At 62.0% G+C, this 22,056-nt stretch carries 19 protein-coding genes and 1 pseudogene; 7 read left to right on the forward strand and 13 right to left on the reverse strand.

The features are described from left to right. Nucleotides 1-27: 27 nt before the first annotated feature. Nucleotides 28-354: a heat shock protein HspQ gene (hspQ, locus tag ANTHELSMS3_RS00555; RefSeq protein ID WP_094033176.1), complete on the reverse strand. Its 327-nt coding sequence runs from the start codon at nucleotides 352-354 to the stop codon at nucleotides 28-30. 248 nt (nucleotides 355-602) lie between these two features. Between hspQ and ANTHELSMS3_RS00560 the strand changes: the two genes are divergently transcribed. Continuing rightward, nucleotides 603-1,199: a lytic transglycosylase gene (locus tag ANTHELSMS3_RS00560; protein ID WP_094033177.1), complete on the forward strand. Its 597-nt coding sequence runs from the start codon at nucleotides 603-605 to the stop codon at nucleotides 1,197-1,199. Between the two features lie 21 nt (nucleotides 1,200-1,220). On the opposite strand, the gene ANTHELSMS3_RS00565 is transcribed toward ANTHELSMS3_RS00560, so the two are convergent. The 5 genes from ANTHELSMS3_RS00565 to ANTHELSMS3_RS00585 form a co-directional block, all read right to left on the reverse strand. Next, nucleotides 1,221-1,814 carry a LolA family protein gene (locus ANTHELSMS3_RS00565; protein WP_094033178.1) on the reverse strand — a complete coding sequence of 198 codons (594 nt, stop codon included), beginning with the start codon at nucleotides 1,812-1,814 and terminating at the stop codon, nucleotides 1,221-1,223. Between the two features lie 68 nt (nucleotides 1,815-1,882). Next, entirely contained in the window at nucleotides 1,883-2,470 is a 588-nt protein-coding gene (locus ANTHELSMS3_RS00570) for an exopolysaccharide biosynthesis protein (RefSeq protein ID WP_094033179.1), read from the reverse strand. A 125-nt stretch (nucleotides 2,471-2,595) separates the two neighbouring features. Then, entirely contained in the window at nucleotides 2,596-5,730 is a 3,135-nt protein-coding gene (locus tag ANTHELSMS3_RS00575; protein WP_094036831.1) for a DNA translocase FtsK, read from the reverse strand. 22 nt (nucleotides 5,731-5,752) lie between these two features. Beyond that, nucleotides 5,753-6,931: an aminotransferase class I/II-fold pyridoxal phosphate-dependent enzyme gene (locus ANTHELSMS3_RS00580; RefSeq protein WP_094036832.1), complete on the reverse strand. Its 1,179-nt coding sequence runs from the start codon at nucleotides 6,929-6,931 to the stop codon at nucleotides 5,753-5,755. A 143-nt stretch (nucleotides 6,932-7,074) separates the two neighbouring features. After that, nucleotides 7,075-8,403 carry an amidase gene (locus tag ANTHELSMS3_RS00585; RefSeq protein ID WP_094033180.1) on the reverse strand — a complete coding sequence of 443 codons (1,329 nt, stop codon included), beginning with the start codon at nucleotides 8,401-8,403 and terminating at the stop codon, nucleotides 7,075-7,077. A gap of 47 nt (nucleotides 8,404-8,450) precedes the next feature. On the opposite strand from ANTHELSMS3_RS00585, the gene ANTHELSMS3_RS00590 reads away from it, so the two are divergent. Together ANTHELSMS3_RS00590 and ANTHELSMS3_RS00595 are read left to right on the forward strand one after the other, a co-directional pair. After that, nucleotides 8,451-9,698: an FAD-dependent monooxygenase gene (locus tag ANTHELSMS3_RS00590; protein ID WP_094033181.1), complete on the forward strand. Its 1,248-nt coding sequence runs from the start codon at nucleotides 8,451-8,453 to the stop codon at nucleotides 9,696-9,698. A 58-nt stretch (nucleotides 9,699-9,756) separates the two neighbouring features. After that, a complete protein-coding gene (locus tag ANTHELSMS3_RS00595; protein ID WP_094033182.1) occupies nucleotides 9,757-10,509 on the forward strand; it encodes an SDR family NAD(P)-dependent oxidoreductase in 753 nt (250 codons plus the stop codon). Nucleotides 10,510-10,581: 72 nt separating this feature from the next. On the opposite strand, the gene ANTHELSMS3_RS00600 is transcribed toward ANTHELSMS3_RS00595, so the two are convergent. Continuing rightward, entirely contained in the window at nucleotides 10,582-12,102 is a 1,521-nt protein-coding gene (locus tag ANTHELSMS3_RS00600; RefSeq protein WP_094033183.1) for a DUF2125 domain-containing protein, read from the reverse strand. 154 nt (nucleotides 12,103-12,256) lie between these two features. Here ANTHELSMS3_RS00600 and ANTHELSMS3_RS00605 point away from each other — a divergent pair, with 154 nt between their 5' ends. Further along, nucleotides 12,257-13,012: an SDR family oxidoreductase gene (locus ANTHELSMS3_RS00605; RefSeq protein WP_094033184.1), complete on the forward strand. Its 756-nt coding sequence runs from the start codon at nucleotides 12,257-12,259 to the stop codon at nucleotides 13,010-13,012. After that, nucleotides 13,009-13,617: an enoyl-CoA hydratase/isomerase family protein gene (locus ANTHELSMS3_RS00610; RefSeq protein WP_094033185.1), complete on the forward strand. Its 609-nt coding sequence runs from the start codon at nucleotides 13,009-13,011 to the stop codon at nucleotides 13,615-13,617. Before ANTHELSMS3_RS00605 ends, ANTHELSMS3_RS00610 begins: the two co-directional genes overlap by 4 nt. Nucleotides 13,618-13,810: 193 nt before the next feature. Here the strand turns inward: ANTHELSMS3_RS00610 and ANTHELSMS3_RS26440 are convergent, their stop codons facing one another. The 3 genes and pseudogenes from ANTHELSMS3_RS26440 to choW all read right to left on the reverse strand — a co-directional run bounded on the left by ANTHELSMS3_RS26440 (nucleotide 13,811) and on the right by choW (nucleotide 16,212). Beyond that, nucleotides 13,811-14,299 carry a GNAT family N-acetyltransferase gene (locus ANTHELSMS3_RS26440; protein ID WP_368074442.1) on the reverse strand — a complete coding sequence of 163 codons (489 nt, stop codon included), beginning with the start codon at nucleotides 14,297-14,299 and terminating at the stop codon, nucleotides 13,811-13,813. A 90-nt stretch (nucleotides 14,300-14,389) separates the two neighbouring features. After that, nucleotides 14,390-15,382 (reverse strand): annotated as a pseudogene (choV, locus tag ANTHELSMS3_RS25915) (choline ABC transporter ATP-binding protein); the annotation flags it as partial. After that, the gene (gene choW / locus ANTHELSMS3_RS00620; RefSeq protein WP_094036833.1) at nucleotides 15,379-16,212 is read right to left on the reverse strand and encodes a choline ABC transporter permease subunit; all 834 of its coding nucleotides are present in this window, start codon (nucleotides 16,210-16,212) and stop codon (nucleotides 15,379-15,381) included. The pseudogene choV and the gene choW, both read right to left, overlap by 4 nt. Nucleotides 16,213-16,341: 129 nt before the next feature. Between choW and ANTHELSMS3_RS00625 the strand changes: the two genes are divergently transcribed. After that, nucleotides 16,342-16,962 (forward strand): glutathione S-transferase family protein, encoded by a 621-nt coding sequence (locus tag ANTHELSMS3_RS00625; RefSeq protein WP_094033187.1) that lies wholly within the window; start codon nucleotides 16,342-16,344, stop codon nucleotides 16,960-16,962. Nucleotides 16,963-17,135: 173 nt separating this feature from the next. Here ANTHELSMS3_RS00625 and ANTHELSMS3_RS00630 read toward each other — a convergent pair whose 3' ends face one another. Next, complete coding sequence (locus tag ANTHELSMS3_RS00630; RefSeq protein ID WP_094033188.1) at nucleotides 17,136-17,762, reverse strand: hypothetical protein; 627 nt, start codon at nucleotides 17,760-17,762, stop codon at nucleotides 17,136-17,138. Between the two features lie 150 nt (nucleotides 17,763-17,912). After that, nucleotides 17,913-18,833, reverse strand: coding sequence for a choline ABC transporter substrate-binding protein (gene choX / locus ANTHELSMS3_RS00635; protein WP_094033189.1), 921 nt, complete (start codon nucleotides 18,831-18,833; stop codon nucleotides 17,913-17,915). Between the two features lie 236 nt (nucleotides 18,834-19,069). Here choX and ade point away from each other — a divergent pair, with 236 nt between their 5' ends. Beyond that, nucleotides 19,070-20,764 carry an adenine deaminase gene (gene ade / locus ANTHELSMS3_RS00640; RefSeq protein ID WP_094033190.1) on the forward strand — a complete coding sequence of 565 codons (1,695 nt, stop codon included), beginning with the start codon at nucleotides 19,070-19,072 and terminating at the stop codon, nucleotides 20,762-20,764. A 101-nt stretch (nucleotides 20,765-20,865) separates the two neighbouring features. Here the strand turns inward: ade and ANTHELSMS3_RS00645 are convergent, their stop codons facing one another. Continuing rightward, a complete protein-coding gene (locus ANTHELSMS3_RS00645) occupies nucleotides 20,866-22,041 on the reverse strand; it encodes a lytic murein transglycosylase (RefSeq protein WP_094033191.1) in 1,176 nt (391 codons plus the stop codon). Nucleotides 22,042-22,056 lie beyond the last annotated feature (15 nt).

The following is a 22,056-nucleotide window of genomic DNA, read 5'->3' on the forward strand; positions in this document are numbered from 1 at the left end:
GGCACGCCTGAAACGGCGTGCCAGTCCTTAGTTCATCTGGAAATGCAGCTCGTAAGAGCCGTCTTCGAACGCGCCGAAAAGATCCGGAATGTCCGGGTGATCCACCGGCTCACCGGAATAGTCGGCGACAAGGTTCTGTTCGGACACATAGGCCACATAAAAGCTTTGGTCGTTCTCGGCCAGCAGATGGTAGAACGGCTGCTGCTTGGAGGGCCGGCTGTCCTCGGGAATCGATTCATACCACTCTTCGGTGTTCGAAAACTCCGGGTCCACATCAAAGACCACCCCCCGAAAGGGATGCTTGCGGTGGCGGACGACCTGACCAAGGTGATACTTCGCGCGATTGTGCAACATGACAGACCTCTTCATACCCCTTGATACCGTCAACGCCGGGGCGTTGTCCAACTTTCGCCTCAATTTGCTTAGAAACACTCTGTGACTCACACGCCAACAGTGCAGTTCGCAGGCCATTACCTTACACTGGCCAAAAGTGCGAGACCTGCGCAGCGGTGATACGCTTCTTGAAGGAAATGTGATTCCCTCCAAAGGCGCAATCAGTTAAAATACCTCATAACAAAAAGACATAACGAGGCGAGTGGCAAATGAGCAGAGTCCTTCGCGCCTTGGTGATCGTACTGCTGGCTGCCTCCTGTGGGGGCGGTGGCGGTGGTTCGGGGTCATCACCGCGCAACCTGGACAACGCCTGTTCCATTTTGGAACAGCGACCAGGATACTATCGTGCTTTCCGCAATGCAGAGCGCCGTTGGGGCGTGCCGGTGCATGTGCAGATGGCAACCATTTATCAGGAAAGCAAATTCGACAGCGATGCGCGGACGCCGTTCCAGTACAGTCTGGGCGTGATTCCAATTGGTCGGCAGAGTTCGGCCTTTGGCTATAGTCAGGCGCTGGATGGCACCTGGAAAGAATACCTTGCCGATGGGGCCCGCCGTGGCGCCCGCCGCGATGACATCCGTGACGCGACCGACTTCATGGGCTGGTACATGAAGCTGTCGAATGAGGAACTGGGCATCCCGATGGGGGACGCGCGGCGGCATTATCTGGCCTATCATGAGGGGCGGACAGGTTATCGCCGGGGCAGCTATAACGCCAAGTCGTGGCTGCTGCGGGTCTCTTCACAGGTGGGAGAACGGTCCGTCATGTACCAACAACAGCTTCAGGGATGCCGGGCCGCCCGCTAAGGCGGCCCCCCATCTTCGATCTCAGGGCTTCAGTTTCGCCAATTCGGCGTCGATCGAAAAACGGCTGTTGGGCACGTTTGTCTTCTCCAAACCGCCTAAAATCACGGTTGTCTGAGAGCCGTTGCCATCCGTGATGATCCACTGACGCAACTCCACCGGCGCGCCGGTGAACTTGAGCTGGATGGTGCCGTATTCGGGGTTGTCCGGATCCTGTGCGGTGACTGTTGTGGCTGTGCCGTCAAAGCCATGCCCCACGACCATGCCCGCACGGCTTAGATCCACGGTGCGGTCGAGGATGATCGATAGCGGCGTCTTGCGCAACGGGTAGGTGTCCGGGCGCGAGTTCAGTTTGCGATCAAGGATATAGACTGCGCCTGCCGTCGCCATGACCAGCGAGCGTTCCGGCGGGTTGTAGTCGAACCGCACCTTACCTGGGCGCTTGATGGCGATTTCCCCGGTCGAGATCGTGCCATCCGAATTGATCTGGGTGAACGTACCGGTCGCCGAGGTGATCCCGTTAAGGTACTTTGACACCTCATTCAGCGACAACTGCTGCGCGGAGGCCGGCAACGCAAAAGTCACCAAAGTGACGAGGGTGAGTAGCGTGCGGATCATGGTCTTCCTTCCTGCTCTTTCAGCCGTTTTGTGGCATGAAGCCTTTTGTCATGCGATAGCGGCCGGGCTTAGCCTGATATCATGAGCCATGTCCCGCCGATCAACCCCGCCAGCGAAATCAGTCCCGCGATGGCCATCACTAGCCCGTCCCGGAGCGTGATCGCCAGGCCCAGCAACGCAATGCCAGAGACCGGAAGGATCGCGCCGAAAGGGACAAGTTCCATCGGTGGAATGGTGAGGCACAGCATCAGCACCAGGCCCGCCGCCACGCGCGGCGCGGGGGCGCGGGTCAGCCCCTCAAATCGCTTGCCAAAAAGCCCATCGAGCTTGCGCGCTACCGGCCGCGCCTTTTCCGTCGCTTGCATCAAGCGCTGCCTTGGCAGAGCTCGGCTGCGGATCACGTCAGGCAGCCAAAGCGAATTGCGCCCAAAGATCACCTGAAGGGCCAGCATGGCAACCATCAGGGCAAATAAGGTCGGCAAAACGGGGATGCCGCCGATGGGCGTGACCAGAACCAGTGCCGGAAGCAGAATAAGCGGGCCAAAACTGCGCTTGCCAATGTGGTCGAGCACGCCGCCCACCGATACCTCACCTTGTCCGCAGGCCTCGTCGCGCAGGGCGTCCACTATCTGTTCGACGGTTTCATGCTCTGCCACCCTACGCCCGTCCTTTGCCTGTTTTGCCCTGTCGCCGGAACCCTCTGATCAAGCTCTGGATATAGGAAAAGGCCGCCCGGTTAGAAGGGGCGGCCTCTTTTGAAGTGGTGCGACGTGGTGGCAGCCTATTGCTGTTCAGGCACCAGAATCTCACGCTTGCCGACGTGGTTGGCGGAGGAGACGACCATTTCATCTTCCATTTGCTCGACCAGTCGCGCGGCCTTGTTATAACCGATGCCCAACTTGCGCTGGATGTAGGAGGTCGAACATTTGCGGTCTTTGATAACGATCGCCACCGCCTGATCGTACAGCGCGTCTTCGCCGGTAGTATTCCCGCCAGTGTTGAGACCAAGAACCGCGTCGATATCATCGGCCTTTTCGTCGTCAGGCCCCTGCACCACGCCACCGACATAGTCGGGCGGGCCGAATGCCTTAAGGTGGTTGACGATTTCCTCGACCTCTTCGTCGCTGACGAAAGGACCGTGGCAGCGCGTGATCTTTGCTCCGCCCGCCATGTACAGCATGTCGCCCATGCCCAGCAGTTGTTCGGCACCCATCTCACCCAGAATCGTCCGAGAGTCGATTTTGGAGGTCACCTGGAAAGAGATCCGGGTGGGGAAGTTCGCCTTGATCGTGCCGGTAATGACGTCGACCGACGGGCGCTGCGTGGCCATGATCAGGTGAATGCCAGAGGCCCGCGCCATCTGCGCCAGACGTTGAATGCACGCCTCAATCTCTTTGCCCGCAACCATCATAAGATCGGCCATCTCATCGACGATGACCACGATATAGGGCATTTTCTTGGGCTCGAATTCATCGGTCTCGAACACCGGCTCTCCGGTGTCGTCGTCAAAGCCGGTCTGCACCGTGCGGCTGAACATCTCTCCTTTGGATAGCGCATCCTCTACCCGGCCATTGTAGCCGTCGATGTTGCGCACCCCCATCTTGGACATCTTCCGGTAACGATCTTCCATCTCACCCACGACCCATTTCAGGGCGACAACCGCCTTTTTCGGGTCGGTGACAACGGGGGACAGCAGGTGAGGGATGCCATCATAGACCGACAGTTCCAGCATCTTGGGGTCGATCATGACCAACCGCAGATCCTCAGGCGTCAGTTTGTAGAGCAGCGACAGAATCATTGTGTTGATCGCCACCGACTTACCCGAGCCGGTGGTCCCGGCGATCAGCAGGTGAGGCATCTTGGCCAGGTTGGCCACCATCGGCGCACCGCCGATGTCCTTGCCCAGCGCCAGCGGCAGCTTGTGCTTGCCGTCGCCGTAATCGCGCCCGGCAAGGATTTCACGGAACGACACCATCTCGCGATTGTCGTTGGGCAGTTCGATGCCGATCACGCTGCGGCCCGGAACGGTAGACACGCGGGCAGACAGCGCCGACATGGAGCGCGCAATGTCGTCGGCAAGGCCAATCACACGCGATGCCTTGAGCCCCGGCGCCGGTTCCAGTTCGTACATGGTGACAACGGGACCGGGGCGGACGCTAACGATTTCACCCTTTACGCCGTAGTCGTCCAGCACGGTTTCCAGCATCCGCGCGTTTTCCTCCAGCGCCTCGTCGCTGAGAACATGACGCTCAATCTGGTCGGGAGACATCAGCAGCGACAGCGGCGGCAGTTCATAATCAGGCGTGTTGTCGTCAAAGCTAAGCGAGGGCTGCGCCTCGGCCTGTGCGCGCTTGGACGGCAGGATCGGCTTGCGGATCGGCTGCTGGACCACCTTCTTGGGTTCGGGCAAGGGCACCGCAACCCGCGCTTGCGGTTCAGGGGCGGGTTCAGGCTGGTAGTCGTCAGTCAGGACTTCGGCATCGTCCTCGTCGCCGTAGTCGTCAAAATCGCTGAGGTCGGAATAGAGGTTCGTATCCAGCTCCGGGTCGACCTCGGGCACACGCGGCAGCACGCGGGGCGCTGCATCTGCCATCAGCTCTGCCTCGGACGCACTGTCGTCCCAGATTGGGTCCGGTTGGCTGTCGGGCAGAACCTGCGGCGACAGCGGTGCAGCAGTCAGCGGCGGTTGTGTGGGCATCGCGCGGGCAGAGGCCGTCAGCGGCGGTTCGGGCGGCAATGCCCCCACACGCGGCGTGTCACGGAACACGATGGGTTGCGGGCCATGCCCCCTGCCCCGGGTCAGCGGTTTGGTGGCGTCGATATTGGGGGTCGGACGGCCCGGCAGTACCGTATGGCGCGACTTGACAGCCTTGGCGATCTTGGCACGAATGCGGTCCTCTCCGGGCACCTCGACATCGTGGTCGATCTGGCGGTCGACCAGTTCCGGCTCCGGCATCGGGCCCGGTTCTGAGCGGCGGATCATACGCGACAGGAAGCCCGGCTTTTCGGGCATCGACGCCGGGGCCAGTTCAATCAGATCCTCGTCGGGATCAAAAAGGTCGGCCTCAGGCGAGGGCGGCACACCGATGTCTGCCCGCAACACCCGCGCGGCTGAAGGCGCAGAGGGAACGGCGGCGGCGGTTGGCTCAATCAGAGTCTGTGCATCTGCCCTGGCAATGGCATCGGCCGCGCGGCGCTCTGCCTTGGCGGCGCGACGTTCGGAACTGGCGGCCTGAACTCGCTGTGCCGCACCCATTGCTCCACTGGCCCCATGCCCCAGCAACCGCAGCAGCGTGGCGTAGACCAGGACAAGGCTGACGACCAGAAAGCGCGCGATCCGCTTCAACTCATTCCGGGTAAAGCCCAGCACAAAGGCCCCCAGCACGATGATCCCCGCGCCTAGACCCAGTTGCATGACTTTCAGCCCGATCGCGGGCGAAACCGGCAGCACATTCAGGGCGGACCCCATCATCATGTCGCCAAACAACCCGCCAAGGCCGAAATCATGCGTCCAACTTGCGGATTCCGACAGGCCAGAGGCATAGACCGCCGACAGCGCCACCCAGATCGGCGAAAAGATCAGGCAGGTAAAGGCGCGGCCATTGCCCTTGTGCAGGGCCATGCGTGCGCCCCAGACGGTCAGAACCGCAGCCAGAGACCACGCACCAAGGCCGATGATCATGAACAGCGGTGCCGCGATATAGGCCCCCAGTCGGCCCATCCAGTTCTGCACCGGCGCATCGGTCGCCGACAGCCACGACGGGTCATCCGGCGTGTAAGAGGCGATCATGGCAGCCACCATCAGCCCCAGCGCGATCAGCGCCAGCCCGATTAATTCGCGGCCCCGCTTTTCCAGCGTGGCGGCCGTATTGGTGTCGAACAGGGGATCGCGTCCCCGTGCCTGAAAAGTTGCCATTTTCGCCTCGTCGGTCTTGTTTTTATACAAACAGGCAGTCCCGAATCCGGGTCAGCCCATCTTTTGTTTCATCGTAGGGCGCCACCAGCGCCACGCGGATATACCCCTGCCCCGGGTTTCCCGCCTTTGTATCGCGCGACAGATAGGCACCTGGCAGCACCCGAACGCCTGTGTCGCACCACAGCTTTAGCGCTGCGGCCTCACCGTCCTGAACCGGCAGCCACAGGAACATCCCCGCCATTGGCGACATATACCCCGGCACATGGCCAAGGATCTCATCCGCCAGCGCGTATTTCTGCGCCCAAAGCCTACGGTTTTCGGCGACATGCGCCTCATCGTTCCAAAGCGCCGCTGAAACCCGCTGCAAGGGCAGCGGCACCGGCGCGCCCGAATAGGCGCGCAGCTGGCGCAAACGGGCGATACTGTCAGGCCCACCGGCCACAAAGCCAGAGCGCAGGCCGGGTAGATTGGAGCGTTTCGACAACGAATGCAAGGAGATGACGCGTTCTGGGTTTGCGCCCATCGCGGCGGCCACCTCAAGCGCGCCGTTGGGCGGTTCGCTGCGGTACAGTTCCGCGTAACACTCGTCTGCGACGATCTGAAAGTCGTGTTTCTCGGCCAGCGTGATCAACGCACGCCAGTATGCTTCGTCCGCCATAACCCCTTGGGGATTTGCGGGCGAACAGATGTAGCACAGCGCGGCACGGTCCAGCACATCCGTTGGCAACCCGGCGTAATCTGGCAGGTGGCCGGTGGCGGCGGTGGCCGGGGTAAAGACCGGCTCTGCCCCCACGGAAATCGCCGAGATCATGTAGACCTGATAAAACGGGTTCGGCATCAGCACGGTCGGCCGCTGCCCGTTCTTGCTCTCAGGACAGAGCGCCATACCGGTGTTGTACAACCCCTCACGCGTGCCGTTCAGCGACATGATCTGCGTGTCAGGGTCCATCGTCACGCCGTAGCGCCGTTGTAGCCAACCGGCGATGGCCGCGCGCAGTTCCGGCGTCCCCTCATTCGACGGATAGCGGCCAAACTCAGCCGCGTGGTCGGTTATGATCTGCGTGATCCACGGCGGAAAGGCGTGTTTCGGCTCTCCGATGGACATGTGCAGCACCGGACCGCCGGGTTCTTGCGAATCCAGAAGGGCCCGCAGACGCGGGAACGCATAGGCCGGTAGGTTCGAAAACCGTTCGGGGAACATCTGCCAGTACTGCCTCAAGGTATGCGGGATCATTTTCTGCCCCGCGTTTGACCGCAGGATACGGAAAAACAGGGGGTTCTGTCCAGAATCAAGGACCGGCCAAAGGGCGATGTGACGTGAAAGCCGCAGTGTGCCGTGTTTTGTCAGGCCAGAGCGGCCTCTGCGGCGGCGGCCAGCCGCAACAGGCGATGCTCTCCGTTGGGGGTGCCCATCAATGAGATCCCGCAAGAGGGCGTGCCGGTGGGCAGGGAAATAATCGCCCCGCCCAGTAAATTGCCGATCCGGGTATTGCGCAATGTGCGTAAGTTGGCCTGCACATAGGTCTCCCCCAGTTCCATTAGCGCCTCAACCTTTTCGGGCAGGTTAGGTGCTGTCGGACACAGGACCGCATCGTACCCGGCGGTCGCCTTGGCCCAGTCGGCGCGCATCGCGTAAATGCGCTGCCATGCGGCGATGAAATCGGCGGCGCTGTGGGCGGCACCGGCCTCAAACCGCTCGCGGATGGGGGCGAACATGACGTCGGGCTGTGCGATGATCGCATCGCGCCATGTGGCCCAAGCCTCGGACGTATAAAGCATGCCAGAATCCGCGTGGGGCTGCGCGATCTGTGGAAAATCAATCGGTTCGATGGTGGCTCCGGCAGCACGCAGGCGGTCGAGGGACTGGGCGTAGGCGCGTGCCGGGGCCTCATCCAGATCGTCCATGACAATGGTCTGGAGCGCAGCAAAACGACGGCCTTGCAGGTTGGTCCCGGTCAGGTCGGGCGCGGGTGCCCCTTCGAGCGCGGAGAGCATCAGCGCCGTGTCCTCGACCGTGCGGCACAGCGGGCCGACGGTGTCAAAGCTGGCAATCAGCGGCACCACACCCGACAGGCTGAGCAGACCGGAGGTGGTTTTCAACCCGACAAGGTCATTCCAGCAGGCGGGCAGACGCACGGAGCCCCCCGTGTCAGAGCCCACACCGGCGGGGGCGAGACGAAACGCGACAGAGGCTGCCGCGCCAGAAGACGATCCGCCCGCAACAGCATCGGAGTCGTTCACACAAGGGGCCGTGGCGGTGACAGGGTTCAGACCAAGACCGGAAAAGGCCAATTCGGACATATGCGTCTTGCCCAAACAAACCAGACCGTTCTGGGTCGCGTTACGCAGCACTTCTGCGTCCTGGTCGGGGATGCGCCCCGCCAACAGGCCAGAGCCCGCCTCGGTCGCAATCCCGGCAGTATCATAGAGGTCTTTCCAGCTGATCGGCACGCCGTCCAGCGGATGGCGGCGCAGGCCCAGTTCCGCACGCATCTTGGCGGCCTTTGCCTCTGCCAAGGCACGATCCGGGGTGAGACGTGCATAGATTCGGTCGCGCATGGGGTGCGCGTTGATCTCATTCAGAAAATCCTCCGCCAGCGTGACCGGATCTATTTCACCTTTGGCGATGCCGCGTCCCAGATCGGCGGCTGTCTGTTCGGTCATTTTGGTCATGATGCGGTCCCCTTGTCTGCCGCGCGACGGTAGCGGCAGGCGGGCGCATGGACAATCCCGCGCGCACGGCCATATTGCGGCATATGGAACATGACCTGATCATCGTCGGCGGAGGCCTGAACGGACCCGCCCTTGCTCTGGCCGCCGCTCAGGCGGGGCTGACCTCATGTGTGGTGGATGCGCTGCCGCTGGCGACGCGGCAGGACGCAGAGTTTGACGGGCGCTCTTATGCGTTGGCGCGGTCGTCGCAGCGGATGCTGGACCGGCTGGGGCTGTGGGAGTCGCTGCAGGATCACGCCCAGCCGATGACCCAGATCAAGGTATCGGACGGACGTGTCGGCGATGCCGGGGTCTTTCTTGGCCTGCACTTCGACAGTGCCGAGATCGAAGACGGGCCGATGGGATTTATGGTCGAGGATCGGTATTTGCGGCGCGTGCTGCTAGAGGCGCTGGCCGGGTCCGACCTGATCACGCAACGGGCCGAGGCAATGGTCGTCTTCCAAGAGACCCGGCCCGAGGGCGCGTCGGTTACGCTCGCCGATGGTGAGGTTCTGACAGGTCGGTTGCTGGTGGGCGCGGACGGACAGAAAAGCGGTGTCGCCACCCGCGCAGGCATCCGCCGGATGGGCTGGGGCTATGGACAGGTGGCGCTGGTCTGCGCCATTGCGCATGAGGAACCGCATGGCGGCGTGGCGCATCAGCTGTTCCTGCCCGCCGGGCCGCTGGCGATCCTGCCGTTAACGGGCAATCGCTCGTCCATTGTCTGGAGTGAGCGGGACGGTCGCGCGCAGGCGATCAACGCACTGCCGGGCGCGGAGTATCTTCAGGTCCTGCGGCCACGGTTTGGCGATTTTCTGGGTGAGATTTCGTTGGCGGGCGCGCGCTATACCTATCCGCTGAACTTGTCGCTGGCGCGGGCCTTTACCGCCGAACGCGTGGCGCTGGTGGGTGACGCGGCGCACCGGATGCACCCGATTGCCGGTCAGGGATTGAACGCGGGGCTGCGCGATGTGGCGGCGCTGGCGCATGTGATCGCACATGCGGCGCGTCGGGGCGAGGATTTTGCATCTCCGGCTGTTCTAAGCCGCTATGCGCAGTGGCGCCGGTTTGACACGGCATCACTGGCGACTTCGACCGACCTGTTCAACCGGCTGTTTTCGAACGACAACCCCCTGCTCCGTCTGGGCCGTGATCTTGGCATGGTGGCGATCAACTCCGCCCCCGGATTGCGCCGCAGCTTTATTCGTGAGGCGGCGGGGCTGACCGGCGACCTGCCCGACTTGATGCGCGCCTGAGGGGCTTTCCCCCGGCGCGGGCCCTGCCTAAGCTGCGGCCAAAATCGGGAGGACACCCATGGACAAGAAATGTGCAATCGTCACCGGGGCCGCGCGCGGCATCGGGTTGGCCACGGCGGACCTGTTTCTGGAAAACGGCTGGCAGGTCGCGATGTTGGACCGCGACGGCGACGCGTTGCTGAAGCAAACCGCCCAACGGGAAAACGTGCTGGCGCTGGTGCGCGACGTGTCGAACCCGCAGGACGTGAATGCCGCGATGCGCGAAACCCACGGCTGGGCCGGACGGATCGACGCGCTGGTGAACAACGCAGGCGTGGCTGAATTCGGCCCGATCGACGGTTGCGACTTTGAGATGTGGCGGCGGGTGATGGAAACCAACCTTGATGGTGTTTTCCTGTGCTCACAGGCCGCAACACCGCATCTGAAGGAAACGCAGGGGGCAATTGTGAATATCGCCTCGATCAGCGGCTTGCGCGCCTCAACCCTTCGGGTGGCCTATGGCACGTCAAAGGCTGCGGTGATCCATTTGACCAAACAGCACGCCGCAGAGCTGGGCGAGCACGGCATCCGGGTCAATTGCGTGGCCCCCGGCCCGGTCAAGACCAAGCTGTCGATGGCAGTGCATAGTCCCGAAATCATCAAATCCTATCACGATTCCATCCCGCTGAATCGCTACGGGTCAGAGCGCGAACTGGCAGAGGTGATTGTCTTTCTCGCCTCGGAAAAGGCGTCTTATGTCAGCGGGCAAATCGTTGCCGTGGACGGCGGATTTGAATCGACCGGCGTTGGCCTACCGGCGCTGCGCAGCTAAACGAACCCGGACCATGCGGTACGAAAAAGGGCGGGGGTGTCCCCCGCCCTTTCGCAGTCCGGATCAGGCGCGTTACTGGATGCGCTGACCATTGGCCAGGATGTGGCCCTCTTCGTTGATCTCGATGGTCGAGGTCATGGTGTCCGGCTCTTCGCCCGGCACGGTGAACATCGACATCATCATGCGGAACCCCATGGCGTCCTGTTCCGGCAGAAGGCCCATGGCGATCAGGTTGTCGATCACCCCATTGGCACCCGACACTTGCAGGTCAAGCTGGCCATTCGGGCGCGGCAGACCGTCGAAAGTTTCCAGATCGCTGTTGTCGAAGGTGAATGAGCCCGACCCCAGAACCGCGGCACCGACCATGTCGATCACAAAGTCGCTGAGCGTCAGCGAGTTCAACTCACCCGGCATACCGCCGGTACGGCCCAGATCCTCCATCGCCTTTGTGTCCAGCAGGCTGATGAATGGCGTGACTTGTGCATCTAGGTTAAACGCAACGGTGGCAGGCGCACGCGACAGCACCTCTGCAGGGTCAAAGATGTTCCACAGCATGTCGGCCATGGCGAAGTTGCCGATCACAACCGACAGAGAGGCATCCTGCGGGGTCTCGGACGGGGCCAGCGGCATTTCCAACGCAAAGCCGAACTCACCCAATTCTGCATTGACAGGCAACGGCAATTCCGGACCGGACAGTGCAACAGTCTGGCCGGTGCCAGAGATGGCATAGGTCAGCGCCTCCTCAGAGACGGCCACGGCAAATTCGCCCCCGGTCGATGTGAACTGGCCTGCGGTCGGGCCATCGCCCTCATCAAAGGTGAACTGCGTCGCACCACCGGTGTGCTTGAGCACGGCATCCACAGAACCGCCGTTCTTGAACATCGAGGTCGGATCTTCGTAGTCCAGTTCCTCTGGCAGAACGGTCTTGCCTATGCTGGACAGCCCGGTGAGCTGCATGTTGAACATACCGCCCTCATCGCTCTCGGGATCGTCAAAGATCATGTCGAGCGCCAAGGTGCCCATCGACATGTCCTGGTCGATCGAACGCATGCCACCCACGGTCAGGATATGCGACGTGCCGGACAGCGGACCGATGTTCATGGACACGCTCAGCATGTCGCGCGTGATTTCTTCGCCCTCGGCCATGAACTTGATCAGTTCCAGCGCGATGTTGTCGCCGCTGTAGGTATAGGTCAGATCGCCGGGCGCGCCCGAGACGTTCAGCGCCACGTTGGATTGCATCATCTGAACGATGGCTTCGCCAACGGTTTCGTCACGTTCCACAAAGGAAATCGCGATTTCGCCGACATCGGGGTATGAGATATTGACCGAACCGTCGCCCGCGTCGGCAAAGGTAATGTCGGGCATGGCCACATGGACAGTACCGTCTTCTTCGGGGATCGTGATGACCATGGTCAGGTCGGACACAACCAGATCAGAGCCTTCCATCATTTCGGTGGCAGTGACTTCGTATCCAAAGTTGCCCATGTAAGCGTCGAAGTCGTCCCAGACCTGTTGCGGCGTGACATCGGCCCAAGCCTGTCCTGCCATGGCAACGATAGCCAGCGCCGAGGCTGTAACGTAGCGGTTCATAATTTTTTCCTCTCTGTCGGTGCAAACGAATTTTGCCAGTCTCAAGGGCTTCCCCCGCCCGGTCAAGGGACTGGATTCCATACTATTGAGCGATTACGACAGTGGCGAGACGCCATTTGCGGCGCAACCCACGAATTATCGGAGAGAGCCAAGGATGAGCGGTAGTCTGCACGACAAGACGGTGATGATCACTGGCGCAAGCCGGGGCATCGGGGCAGAAGCGGCGCGGGCCTTTGCAGCTCAGGGCGCGCGGGTGGCGCTGGTTGCGCGAACCGCCGAGGCGATCGCCGATCTGGCAGGGGAGATCGGGCCGCAGGCGGTCGCGATCCCCTGCGATATCGCCCGCTACTGGGAGGTCGAAAAGGCCGTAAGTAACTGCGTCGGCGCGCACGGCGGGCTGGATATTCTGGTTAACAACGCAGGTGTGATCGAGCCAGTGTCGCGTCTGGCCGAGGCCGATCCTAAAGCCTGGGGAGAGGTGATCGACATCAACCTCAAAGGCGTGTTTCACGGCATGCGCGCGGCGCTGCCGGTGATGCTGGCGGCGGGTGGCGGCACGGTGCTGACCATCGGATCGGGGGCAGCGCATGGCCCGGTCGAGGGGTGGTCGCACTATTGTTCGTCCAAGGCGGGTGCGCTGATGCTGACCCGGATGCTGGACAAGGAATACAACCAACAGGGTATCCGCGCCCTGTCGTTGTCGCCCGGAACGGTAGCCACTCAGATGCAACGCGAGATCAAGGCAAGCGGCATCAATCCTATTAGCCAGTTGGATTGGTCCGACCATATCCCTCCCGAATGGGTTGCCCGGGCCTTGGTCTGGATGTGTTCCGACGCGGCGGAGGCCTATCTTGGCGGTGAGATTTCGTTGCGCGATGAGAGTGTGCGCGCGGCGGTCGGGCTGACATGATCCGCCTGAAGCAGGAAGGCGGATTGTGGATCGCCACAATTGACCGGCCGGACAAGGCGAACTCTTTAACAGCCCCGATGCTGGAAGAGCTGTGCCGGATTGCCGAGGACGCGCTGACAGGTGCCCGGTGTCTGGTTCTGACTGGCGCGGGCAAGGTGTTCTCTGCTGGCGCCGATCTGGAAGCCGCAAAGGCAGGGTTGGCGGTGTCGCCGCTGTGGGAACGTCTGTCCGGCGCGATTGTCCGTCATCCGGGCCTGACCATCTGCGCCCTGAACGGCACGGTGGCAGGCGGGGCCATGGGCATGGCGCTGGCCTGCGACCTGCGGATTTCGGTGCCCGGAGCCAAGGTGTTTTATCCGGTGATGAAGCTGGGGTTTCTGCCACAGCCGTCAGATCCTGCGCGCCTTGCCGCGTTGGTGGGACCGGCGCGCGCCAAGATGATCCTGATGGCCGGGCAAAAGGTGCCGGTGGACGAGGCTTTGGTCTGGGGGCTGGTCGACCGGGTGGTCGAGGGCGACGTGGTGGAGGCGGCGCGGGCGCTGGCGGCGGACACGCTGGGGGCCGAGCCCGAGCACGCCCGCGCGATCAAGGGACTGATCGGCTGATCGGCGGGGCGCGATCGTCATTTCGGCGCGGGCCCGGGTCCGGTCGGCCCGGGCATTGTCAGGGGCCGTTTGGTCGCGACGTTCCTGGCTTGGCGCTGCGCGGCGTTGTATCGCGAGGGTGCGCTGCCCCCGCCGCCCCTGCGGGGCGCCTCCCCCGGAGATGTTTGGACCAAGAAGAAGCCCAAGGCGCGGCTCAGAGGTCCATCTGAAAGAAGATCATGCGGTCGGCGACCTCCGGGGGCAGGTCGGTGTAGGGACCGCGAATGCGAAAGCCAAGCGAAATGAAGAGGCGTGTGGCGGCTTTGAGTGGCTTGCTAGTGTCCATCAAGATGCGGGAAGAACCGTTTTCCCGGCAGGTCTCGATCAGCGCCAGCATGAGCGCGCGGCCGGCGCCGGTGCCGCGCGCCTCGGGGCGGAGGTAGACGCGCTTTATCTCCGCAGTCCCCTTGGCAAGCGTTTGGACCATGCCGCAGCCGACTGGCGCGCCATGGAGCCGGACGAGCTTCACGGAGCCGCCGGGCGGGCGGCAGTCTACATCCAGCCGGTCGAGAAGCTCCGTATAGGTTTCCACAGGGTACTCACGCAGCACAATCGCAGCGTCGGCGGGCCGCAATGACAGCAGGAAATCACGGTACTCCCAGCACAGCTCGCGAACGGTGTCGAGGTCTGCAGCGCTAATCACATCGGTGATCTCGAGCGCGCCGGGGGCTGCGCTGATAAGGTGGCGTTGATCTGGGCGATCACGCTGTTGGTGGTGATCTGTTCCAGCGGCGAGCCGGGCGACGATGCTGTCGGCCGTAACGCGGCCCAATGCCCTGCCGCCTTCGGTCACCGTCAGCGGGCCATCCTTGAGGCGCGGCATCAGTTCACGGATCGGGGTTTCGGCAGCGATCTCTTCGATACCTGTGCCCGGTTCCATCACATCGCGGGCGGTCAGCACGCCCAGCGGGTTCATGTTGGCCACGAAATCTGCCACATAGTCTGAAACCGGGGCTGAGAAGATCTCACGCGGGGTTCCAGTCTGAACGATGCGCCCACCCTCCATGATGGCGATGCGGTTGCCGATCTTGAACGCCTCGTCCAGATCGTGACTGACAAAGAGGATAGTGCGTTTGAGTTCGCGTTGCAGGTCGAGCAACTCGTCCTGAAGCCGTGAGCGGATCAACGGGTCAAGCGCCGAGAACGGTTCATCCATCAAGAGGATCGGGGCCTCTGTGGCAAAGGCGCGGGCCAGACCGACGCGCTGTTGCATACCGCCTGACAGCTCGCTGACCTTGCGGTCTCCCCAGTCGGACAGCCCCACAAGCGCCAGTTGCCGTGTCACCGTCTCGGCGCGCTGCGCGCCCGCCTGCCCGGCCAACTCCAACCCGAAACCGACGTTTTCCGCCACGGTGCGCCAAGGCAGCAGGCCGAATTGCTGGAACACCATTGCGACATGGCCCTGCCGGACCCGGCGCAGGGCGCTTGCGGAACAATTGGTAACCTCTGTCACTTCGTCACCGCAGGTCACTCGCACGGAGCCACGGCTGACCGCGTTCAGCCCGTTGACCGCGCGCAGCAGCGTGGATTTTCCGGACCCCGACAGGCCCATGAGCACCACGATCTCACCCTCTGCCACGTCGAGCGAACAGTCATGCGCCCCCAGCACCTGGCCGGTTTCGGCCTGAATCTCGGCCCGGCTCCTGCCCTGATCCGCGAGTGGCAGGGCACGATCGGGGTGATCGCCAAAGATGATCGAGACGTTTTCGAAAGACACGGCTGTCATTTGCCACCCACCCTCAGCGCACGGTCCAACATGATGGCGACGACGACGATGATCAGCCCCGCCTCAAACCCCAGCCCCGTATCGACGCGGTTCAGCGCGCGCACCACCGGCACGCCCAGTCCATCCGCGCCGACCAGCGCGGCGATCACCACCATCGACAACGACAGCATGATGGTCTGGTTCAGCCCCGCCATGATCTGCGGCAGCGCCGAAGGCAGTTCGATCTTCCACAACTTTTGCCGCGGTGTCGCGCCAAAGGCATCGGCCGCCTCCAGCAGCGCCTTGGGGGTTGAGGCAATGCCCAGATGGGTCAGCCGGATCGGGGCAGGCACGACAAAGATCACCGTGGCAATCAGACCCGGCACCATGCCGATACCGAAAAACACGATGGCCGGGATCAGGTAGACAAAGGTCGGCAACGTCTGCATCAGGTCCAGAACCGGGCGCATGAACCGGTAGATACCCGGGTTGTGTGCCGCGTAGATGCCGATAGGCACACCGACCCCCATGCAAACCACGCAGGCCGACAGGACCAGCGTCAGGCTTTCGGTGGTTTCCTCCCAATAACCCTGATTGAGGATGAACAGAAAGCCGACAAACACCAGCGCCGGCACCTGCCAGCGGCGGTGCACCGCAAATGTGGCCGCCGTTAGCACCAGCACCACGATCAGGGGATGCGGCTCTTGCAGCACCCAGAGGATCGCGTCTATCAGCGCCTCCATCGCGACAGCGAGACCGTCAAAGAACCAGCCACCGTTCTTCTGCAACCAGCCGAACCCCGCCTCGGCGGCGTCTCCGATGGGTATCTTGTGATTTGTCAGCCAGTCCACCGGCCCATCCCCCTTGGTTTTCCTATTCATGAGGGGTTTGGCCGGAATTGTGAAGCAGGTCGACGTCAATTGGGGTTTGTCGAACCTACGCAACAATGGCACCCTCCTCCCGGAACAAGGAGCGCCGCCATGTCAGATCTCGTGTTTTACACCAATCCCATGTCGCGCGGGCGTATCGCCCGCTGGATGCTGGAGGAATGCGGCGCGTCCTATGAAACGCGCGTTGTGGCCTATGGGCCAGAGATGAAGGGCCCCGCCTACCGCGCGATCAACCCGATGGGCAAGGTGCCCGCGCTGGAGGATGGCGGCACGGTGATCACCGAAGGCGCAGCAATCTGTTGCCACTTGGCAGAGCGGTTTCCCGACGCCGGTCTGATCCCGGCGTCCGGCGCGCGCGGGGCGTTTTACCGCTGGATGTTCTTTGCGGCGGGTCCGCTGGAGGCAGCGGTTGTGAACCGGTCCTTTGGGTTTGAACTGCCCGACGACCCAGAGGCGCGCGGTCGCGCCGGGTGGTGTTCGCTGGAGGAAGAGGCCGACATCCTTGCCGCGCTGCTGTCGGATGGGCGCAAGTGGCTGCTGGGGGACTCGTTTTCCGCGCTGGACGTCTATCTGGGATCGCAGATCGCCTGGGGTCGTCAGTTTGGCACGCTGCCCGAACGCGCAGGATTTGACGGCTACATCGACCGGATCATGTCCCGCGACGCGGCGGTGAAGGCGCGGTCACTGGATGATGCCTTGTTGGCCCAGTAGACGATTGCCTTGGGTCGACCGATGTCAGCAGATGATGCCGGACTTTGCCCTGTCGCAACACCGACCGTACAAATCGCTGGACCTAGAATCTGGCACCCTTCGCGGCCAGAATGCGCAACTTACCTACGGCCTGGAAACCCGCTGATAGCGCATGGTCCAACTCAGCACCGGATTCAAAACCCGACCAAAGGGAAACGTCCCCCGACAGAGCTGGCCGCATTTGCCGCCTCCGCAATGGACCGTTGTGACGGGCTTTCCGCAAAGACATTGGACAGGCCGACACACTCATTCGACAGGTTTGCAATACACCCGTCTGTAAATCGGCCTGCCTCGAGCCGACCCAGAAATATGACGTCTTCTCTGTCCAGGAGCAAGTCAGGGAACATTCGGCACTCCGCGCTGGAAGTGCACCGCCTCCAACCCTCTCCCCAGATCGTCAACTCACTGGTGTTATTCACAATTCTCCAACCAGCGGGCAAACCGGATCGCACATGATCCCGCCAAATCCAGAAAGCCTCAAAAAGCGTCCGAAACCCATTCTGCTCAAGCTCAAGCTGGCAAAAACTGTCCTTTACCACAACACGCTCAAAACGTGACACCAACCCAGCCAACTCCCGGATGATGGCCGCTTCTTGGTCTGGTGCAACACCTGTCAGGTTGGAATGGAAAGGCAGCGCGCCATCCTGACCGACAAAGGCATAGGGACGACGTACATAGCGCAGCCCATGCGTTGTAAACATGGCCTCATACCAATCCGCATTGTTTCTGGCGGCCGTGAGTGCACGTTCATCGATGGACATTCGCACCCAAACTCAAGTGGACATGAAACGATCAACCATTGCGGAGCAAAATCCGCCCACAAGGTCAACAAGCGCGCCAGACGGCCCCCTGCGGCGAAAGAAGGCTCCGCTGATGGCGGAGCCTTCCAGAACGCGGGCCGTGACTCGCCGTTACTCCAGCGCGGCCTTGACCGCAGCCATTGCGTCGCCGCCATCCAAGGCGGTCACACCGGCCAGCCAGCCGTCCAGCACGCCCATGTTCGCCGACAGCCAAGCCTTGGCGGCATCCTCCGGGTCTTCACCATCGTCAAGGATCGCGCCCATGATCTCGTTTTCCATCGCCAACGTGAATTCGAGGTTCTTGAGCAGCGCCCCGACATTCGGGCACTCATCGACATAGCCCGCGCGGGTGTTGGTATAGACCGTCGCCCCACCCAGATCCGGGCCAAAATAATCATCGCCACCGGTCAGATAGGTGAGATCATAGTTTGCGTTCATCGGGTGCGGTTCCCACGCAAGAAAGATTACCGGCTCATTGCGGTTCACCGCACGACCCACCTGCGCCAGCATCCCCTGCTCGCTGCTTTCCTTGACCTCGAACGCGCTCAGGCCAAAAGCATCGGCGTCGATCATGTCGATGATCAGACGGTTGCCGTCATTGCCCGGCTCGATCCCATAAATCGTCTCATCCAGCGCATCGGCATGGGCAGCGATATCGGCGAAATCGGCAATCCCAAGTGCGGCCCCAACGGCATTGGTCGCCAGCGTGTATTTCGCGCCTTGAAGGTTGTCGCGCACGGTGTCGACGGTGCCCGCCTCGCGATAGGGGGCAATATCCGCCTCCATCGTGGGCATCCAGTTGCCAAGGAAGACGTCAATGTCGCCTGCCGCCATCGAAGTATAGGTCACCGGCACCGACAGAACCTTGATGTCGGTCTCATAGCCCAGCGCGTCCAGCACGACGGTTGTGGCGGCGGTCGTGGCGGTGATGTCGGTCCAGCCCACATCCGAAAATGTGACGCTGTCGCAGTTGGCCAGTGCGCCCGTGGCGGCAAGGCCAAGAACGAGGGCAGAGGTAAGGGTCGTTTTCATGATGGTCTCCCTGGTTGATTTTTCCCAGAGTAGACCGTGCCGCGCACGTCTTTGCAACCGGCGTCCAAAGGCGTTCGAGGACTTCGCAGTTTCTTCTGTCCTGAAATATCCCGGGGGAGTCGACCGCAGGGAGACGGGGGCAGCGCCCCATTCGGCTGCATCGAAAGGCGACACGCCTTCTCGCACCCGCCAACCGCCTGTGCCATCATCGGACAACAACAGGCGGAGGCAGTCACATGGCAGAACTGGAACAGCGGATCTCACAGGGGCGCGGTGATGAAACCGCAGACCTCGTCCTGCGCGGCGGACAGGTATTCGACCTGATCACCGGCGCGCTGCTGGACGGCGACGTCGCGGTCTGCGGCGATACGATTGTGGGCGTTTTCGATCACTACGAAGGGCGTAAGGTGATCGACGTCTCGGGCCTGATCCTTGTTCCCGGATTCATCGACACGCATCTGCACATCGAATCCTCGCTGGTCACACCGTTCGAATTTGACCGCTGCGTCACCCCGCGCGGGGTGACGACAGCCATCTGCGATCCGCATGAGATTGCCAATGTGATCGGCGCTGCGGGTGTTCGTTATTTCCAGGACGCCAGCCGCCACGCGCTGTTGGACATCAAGGTACAGCTTTCGTCCTGCGTGCCTTCGACCCATATGGAAACAGCCGGGGCGGAACTGGACGCAGATGCGATTGCCGGGTTGATGGGGCATCCATCCGGCCTTGGGCTGGCGGAGTTCATGAATTTTCCCGGCGTGATCCACCGCGATCCACAAGCGATGGACAAGCTGCGCCTGTTCGAAGGTGCCCATGTGGACGGGCATTGCCCGTTGTTGTCGGGTAAGGAACTAAACGCCTATATCGCCGCCGGCATCCGCACCGAACATGAAGCAACAAACCCGGACGAGGCACTGGAAAAGCTGCGCAAGGGGATGCGGGTGCTGATCCGTGAAGGGTCTGTCTCCAAAGACCTGCATGCGCTGCAGCCGCTGCTGGATGAGCGGACGGCCCCCTACATGTGCCTGTGCACCGATGACCGCAACCCGCTGGACATAGGCGAATACGGGCACCTCGATTACATGATCCGAGAGCTGATCCGGTTAGGCTGCTCACCATTGGCGGTCTACCGTGCCGCCAGCCTGTCCGCAGCTGAGGCATTCGGCCTCAAGGATCGCGGTATGATCGCTCCGGGCAAACGCGGGGACATCGTGGCGGTCAGATCGTTGGAAGATTGCGACGCGCAACTAGTGTTGGCGGGTGGCGTGGTGGTGGACGACGCCGGATTTGCCAAACGCGGGACCGTGGCCCCGGTCGGGCGCGGTTCGGTCAAGGCACCGACCGTCAGCGCGCAGGACTTTCGCGCACGCGGAAACCGGGTGGAAACGGATGTGATCGGCATCCGCGAGGGGCAGATCCTGACCGACCATCTGCATGAGGACATTCCGATCACCGACGGCGATAAGCGGCCTGACGTGACGCGCGATCTGGTGCGGATTGCCGTGGTCGAACGACATGGGAAGAACGGCAATATCGCCACCGGCTTTGTCCGTGGATTTGGCCTGCAGGCAGGGGCGATTGGCTCGACCGTCTGTCACGACCACCACAACATTGCCTGTGTCGGCGTCGATTATGCTGACATGGCCGTTGCGGCCAACCGTTTGGGAGAAATCGAGGGCGGCTTTGTCGTGGTGCGCAATGGTCAGGTGCTGGCCGAACTGGCACTGCCGGTCGCAGGGTTGATGTCGCTAGAGCCGTTTGAGACAGTGCGCGCGCAATTGGTGGACCTGCGTGCGGCGGCGAAATCGCTGGGCGTGGGACTGGAAGAGCCTTTCCTGCAACTGGCGTTTCTGGCGCTGCCGGTGATCCCGGCGCTCAAGATTACCGACAGGGGAATGGTTGACGTGAACAAGTTTGAAATCATCGGCTGAGGCACAAAAAGGAACATGGGGCAGGCGCCGCCGCACCTGCCCCATGTTCCTTTTGTCCAAAAATATCCAAGGTGGGCCTCATGCCCGCCACCCTGACAGCCCTACAGCCGGTTAAGCAGAGCCGGCGTTGGCCAGGCATCGGCAGGCATTCCCAGTTCACGTTGCACGTTGCGCACCGCATCCCGTGTACCCGCGCCAAGAATGCCGTCAATCTTGCCGACATCATAGCCGCGCGCGGCCAGTCTGGATTGCAACTGCTTCATTTGTTCACCTGACAGACCCGGCTCCGGGTTGCCCGCGTCATAGACCGGCGCGCCCTGCAGCCGGGTGCCAAAGTAGGCCGCGGTCAGAACGTAGGTAAAGCTCTGGTTCCACTCGAAATAGACGCTGAAGTTCGGATATGCGATAAAGGCCGGTCCCTTGCGCCCCTGCGGCACAATGATCGAGGCCTCAAGCCGTCCGTCGTCCAGCGCGCCGTGACGTCCCCGGACGCCCAACTGCTCCCATTCGGCGACGGTCTTGGTGGCATGCATCCCGGTGTCGTACCAGTCCAGATCGGAGGGCAGAACAACCTCTTGCAGCCACGGCTCATTCGGACGCCAGCCAAGGTGGGACAGCATCTTGGCCCCGGACATCAGCGCATCGGGGGCAGAAGTCTTGGGCGTCACATGACCGTCGCCATCCCCGTCGACGCCGTTGATCAGAATGTCTTTGGGCAGCATTTGCACCATGCCGATTTCACCCGCCCAGGCCCCTGTTGTAGTGCGCGGGTCAATATCTCCCTGTGCGTACAGAGAAAGCGCGGCAAAAACCTGCGGGCGAAAGATCTCAGGGCGACGGCAGTCATGCGCCAATGTCACCAGCGCGTTCACCGTGTTGAAATCCCCCTGAAACGCCCCGAAATCCGTCTCGAATGCCCAAAATGCCAAAAGCACGCCGCGCGACAGGCCGAATTCGCTTTCGATACGGTCAAAGACGCTGTCATAGCGGTCCGCCATTTGACGCCCCTTGTCGAGACGGCTCTGGCTAATCAGCTTGCGGGAAAACGTGATGAACGGATCCTGAAAGATGCCCTGCCGTTGGTCAGCCCGAAGAACGGCGGGGCTTTGCTGAACGCCGGCAAAGAACCGCCGAACCGTGTCAGCGTCATGACCCAGTGTGACCGCCTCTTGGCGGAGGCTATCCACAAAAGTGCCAAAGCCGCCGCCGCAGGGAACGTCCTGCGCCTGCGCCGCGCCTGCCAGCATCAGAGCGCCGATTATAGCTGAAAACCGCATGAATTTCCTCGTTTG

The organism is Antarctobacter heliothermus (assembly GCF_002237555.1).
GTDB classification, from domain to species: domain Bacteria; phylum Pseudomonadota; class Alphaproteobacteria; order Rhodobacterales; family Rhodobacteraceae; genus Antarctobacter; species Antarctobacter heliothermus_B.